This window comes from Hydrogenophaga sp., from assembly GCF_028698005.1.
Lineage (GTDB): Bacteria > Pseudomonadota > Gammaproteobacteria > Burkholderiales > Burkholderiaceae_C > Hydrogenophaga.
The window spans coordinates 1-2881 of record NZ_JAQVEJ010000255.1; the positions used below are offsets into that span (position 1 = coordinate 1).

At 69.4% G+C, this 2881-nt stretch carries 3 protein-coding genes and 1 pseudogene; 3 read left to right on the plus strand and 1 reads right to left on the minus strand.

Features of this window, described 5'->3' with window-relative positions; all coding sequences use genetic code 11:
- Both PHQ87_RS15615 and PHQ87_RS15620 read left to right on the plus strand, forming a co-directional pair.
- Positions 1-1086 (plus strand): annotated as a pseudogene (locus tag PHQ87_RS15615) (peptidase M61); the annotation flags it as partial.
- Positions 1083-2006 carry a DMT family transporter gene (locus PHQ87_RS15620; RefSeq protein WP_300236414.1) on the plus strand — a complete coding sequence of 308 codons (924 nt, stop codon included), beginning with the start codon at positions 1083-1085 and terminating at the stop codon, positions 2004-2006. The pseudogene PHQ87_RS15615 and the gene PHQ87_RS15620, both read left to right, overlap by 4 nt.
- 51 nt (positions 2007-2057) lie before the next feature.
- On the opposite strand, the gene PHQ87_RS15625 is transcribed toward PHQ87_RS15620, so the two are convergent.
- Positions 2058-2702: a 5-formyltetrahydrofolate cyclo-ligase gene (locus PHQ87_RS15625; protein WP_300236417.1), complete on the minus strand. Its 645-nt coding sequence runs from the start codon at positions 2700-2702 to the stop codon at positions 2058-2060.
- Here PHQ87_RS15625 and PHQ87_RS15630 point away from each other — a divergent pair.
- Positions 2679-2881: hypothetical protein (locus tag PHQ87_RS15630; protein WP_300236420.1), on the plus strand; the 203-nt coding region annotated here is incomplete at its 3' end. The genes PHQ87_RS15625 and PHQ87_RS15630 overlap by 24 nt on opposite strands.

Sequence of the window (2881 nt, forward strand, 5' to 3'; positions counted from 1 at the left end):
ACGGGCGAGGGCTACGGTGGCCTGGAACACCGCAACTCGACGGCGCTGATCTGCCAAAGGCAAGATTTGCCCCTCAAGCCAGGCCAAGCCAAAGCCAAGCCCGCCGCGCTGAAGGCGACCGACGGCTACACCACGCTGCTGGGCCTGATCAGCCATGAGTACTTCCACGCCTGGAACGTCAAGCGGCTGCGCCCGGCCGAGTTCGCGCGCGTCGACTACGACCAGGAGAATTACACCGGGCTGCTGTGGTTTTTCGAGGGCTTCACCAGCTACTACGACGACCTGCTGCTGCGCCGCGCCGGCCTGATCGACGACGCGACCTATCTGCAGTTGCTCATGCGCAACCTCAACCAGGTGCTGCAGACACCGGGGCGCCACCTGCAAAGCGTGGCGCAGGCCAGCTTCGACGCCTGGGTCAAGTTCTACCGTGTGGGCGAGAACACATCCAATGCGACGGTCAGCTACTACAGCAAGGGCGCCCTGGTGGCCCTGTGCCTGGACCTGACGCTGCGCGCCGAAGGCCACACGACACTGGACGACGTGATGCGCGCGCTGTGGGCACGCACCGGGGGTGGTCCGATGAAGGAAGCCGACGTGGCGCACGTGCTCAAGCGCCTGGGCCGGCGCGACTTCGCCGCGGAGCTGGCCGCCTGGGTGCACGGCACCGACGACCTGCCCGTGATCGAGCTGCTGCAGGCCCAGGGTGTCAAGTCCGAAACGGAACAGGCGCCGCTGGCGCAGCAACTGGGTCTGCGCGTGGCCGACGGCCATGGCGCCATCGCCATCCGCTCGGTGCTGCGTGGCGGCGCCGGCGAGCAGGCCGGCCTGGCCGCGGGCGACGAATGGCTGGGCATCGAACTGCCGCCCGCGCGCCGCGGCGCACCGGCGGAAGCCTGGCGGCTGCGCAAGCTCGACGAGCTGCCCGCGCTGCTCGGGCCGCAGCGGCGTTTCACCTCCCTGGTTTCGCGCGACCGCCGCCTGCTGCGCTGCCCCATGGCCTGGCCGGATGACGGCACGGGCACGGCACACGCGTTCAAACTGTCGGTCGGCAGCGCCGAGCAATTGCGCCCCTGGCTGGCGCCATGACGGCCGCGGCCAGTCGGCACCGCGCCCAGGGCAACCTGCGCAGCATCACCTCGATGCTGCTGGCGGTGATGTTCTTCGCGCTCATGGACGCGGTGCTCAAGACCTTGTCGCCGCACTACCCGCCGCTGCAGATCGCCTGCCTGCGCGGCCTGACCGCGCTGCCGCTGGTGCTGGCCTACGTGCACTGGCGCGGCGCCTTGCGCAGGCTGCGCCACCTGCACTGGCCGCTGCACCTGCTGCGCGGGGCACTGGGCGTGCTCATGCTGGCGCTGTTCACGCTCGGCGTGCGCCAGTTGCCGCTGTCGGCGGCCTACACCATCTTCTTCGTCGCGCCGCTGCTCATCACCATGCTGTCGGTGCCGGTGCTCAAGGAGCGCGTGCCGCGCGCGCACTGGTGGGCCATCGCCATCGGCTTCATCGGCGTGCTGGTCGCGCTGCGGCCCAGCGGCAGCGACCTGCAGGCCGGCTTCGCGACCACCGGCGGCCTGGCCCTGATCGGCGCCGCGCTGTGCTACGCCGTGGCCGCCGTGACCGGCCGCCTGCTCAGCCGCACCGACAGCCTGGAGTCGCTGATCCTGACCATGATGGTGCTCGTCGCCATCGGCGCCGGCATCCTGGCCGCGCCCGGCTGGGTGCCGGTATCGGTCAGCCATGCCTGGCTGCTGACCGCCCTGGGCATCACCGGCTTCCTGGGCCAGTTGGCCATCAACGACGCCTTTCGCCACGGCCAGGCCAGCGCCGTGGCGCCATTCGAGTACACCGCGCTGGCCTGGGGCGTGGGCCTGGACTGGCTGGTCTGGCAGACCCTGCCCGGCGTCCACACCTGGATCGGCGCCGCCATCATCATCGGCAGCGGCCTGTACATCGTGCGGCGCGAGAAACGCATCAGCGAGGTGCACTCGAACGCCGAGCACCCCTAGCCCAATCCCACAGCGGCGAAGCGACCCGCGCAGCGGCGGAGCGTGGGGGCTTTATTTCATCGGCCACATCACCCCGGTGTCCGCCAGGATCGCGTCCAGCGGCACGTCGTGCGGCTCGGGTTCCAGGCCGGGCAGATAACCGAAATCGTAGGCCAGGCCCACGGTGAAGGGCTTGGGCCGCAGGCTGGCCAGGGTGCGGTCGTAAAAGCCCCCGCCGTAGCCCAGGCGGTAGCCGCCGGGGCCGAAGCCGACGCAGGGCACGAAGATCAGCGTCGGCTGGATGATCTCGGTGTCCTTGGGCTTGGGGATGCCGAAGGCGTCTTCCTCCATCGGGCAGCCCGGGTACCAGCTGTAGAAGGTCAGGGTCTTGTCGATCTTGTTGACCACCGGCAGGCCGATGCGGCGCTGGCGGGCCGCGCTCTGGGCGTCTTCCTCCCGCCCGGCCTCCTGCCAGCGGAACAGCGCCGGCAGCGGGTCGAACTCGCCCTTGATGGGCCAGTAGGCGCCGATGACGGCGTCGGGCCGGTCGATCAGCCACACGCGCATCACGCGCTGCAGCAGGTCGTTGCGCCAGGCACGGTCGGCCAGCGACTGTCGTTTTTCGATCAGTGCCTTGCGCCATCCTGCCTTCCGGTTGTCGGCGGCGGGCTGTTTTGGCGCGGGATCGGGAACATGCTGACCGTCTTTGTTGTCCATAATCAGATCATGAATCGCATGCGATGGATACGGGTCTTCACGGCCATTATGGCCGCGCTGGCATTGGCCGGTCCTGCACTGGCGCAAACACCGGCCGAATCGGCGCTGCTGGAGATGCGCGAGGCGTTCCGGCGCAACCAGACGGACCGGCTCACGCAGTTGCTTGCGCAAGTGCGCGG

Excerpts from the sequence above, each read along its gene's own strand:
- PHQ87_RS15620 (WP_300236414.1), top strand. The coding sequence starts at position 1,083 with ATGACGGCCGCGGCCAGTCGGCACCGCGCCCAGGGCAACCTGCGCAGC.
- PHQ87_RS15625 (WP_300236417.1), bottom strand. The coding sequence starts at position 2,702 with ATGGACAACAAAGACGGTCAGCATGTTCCCGATCCCGCGCCAAAACAG.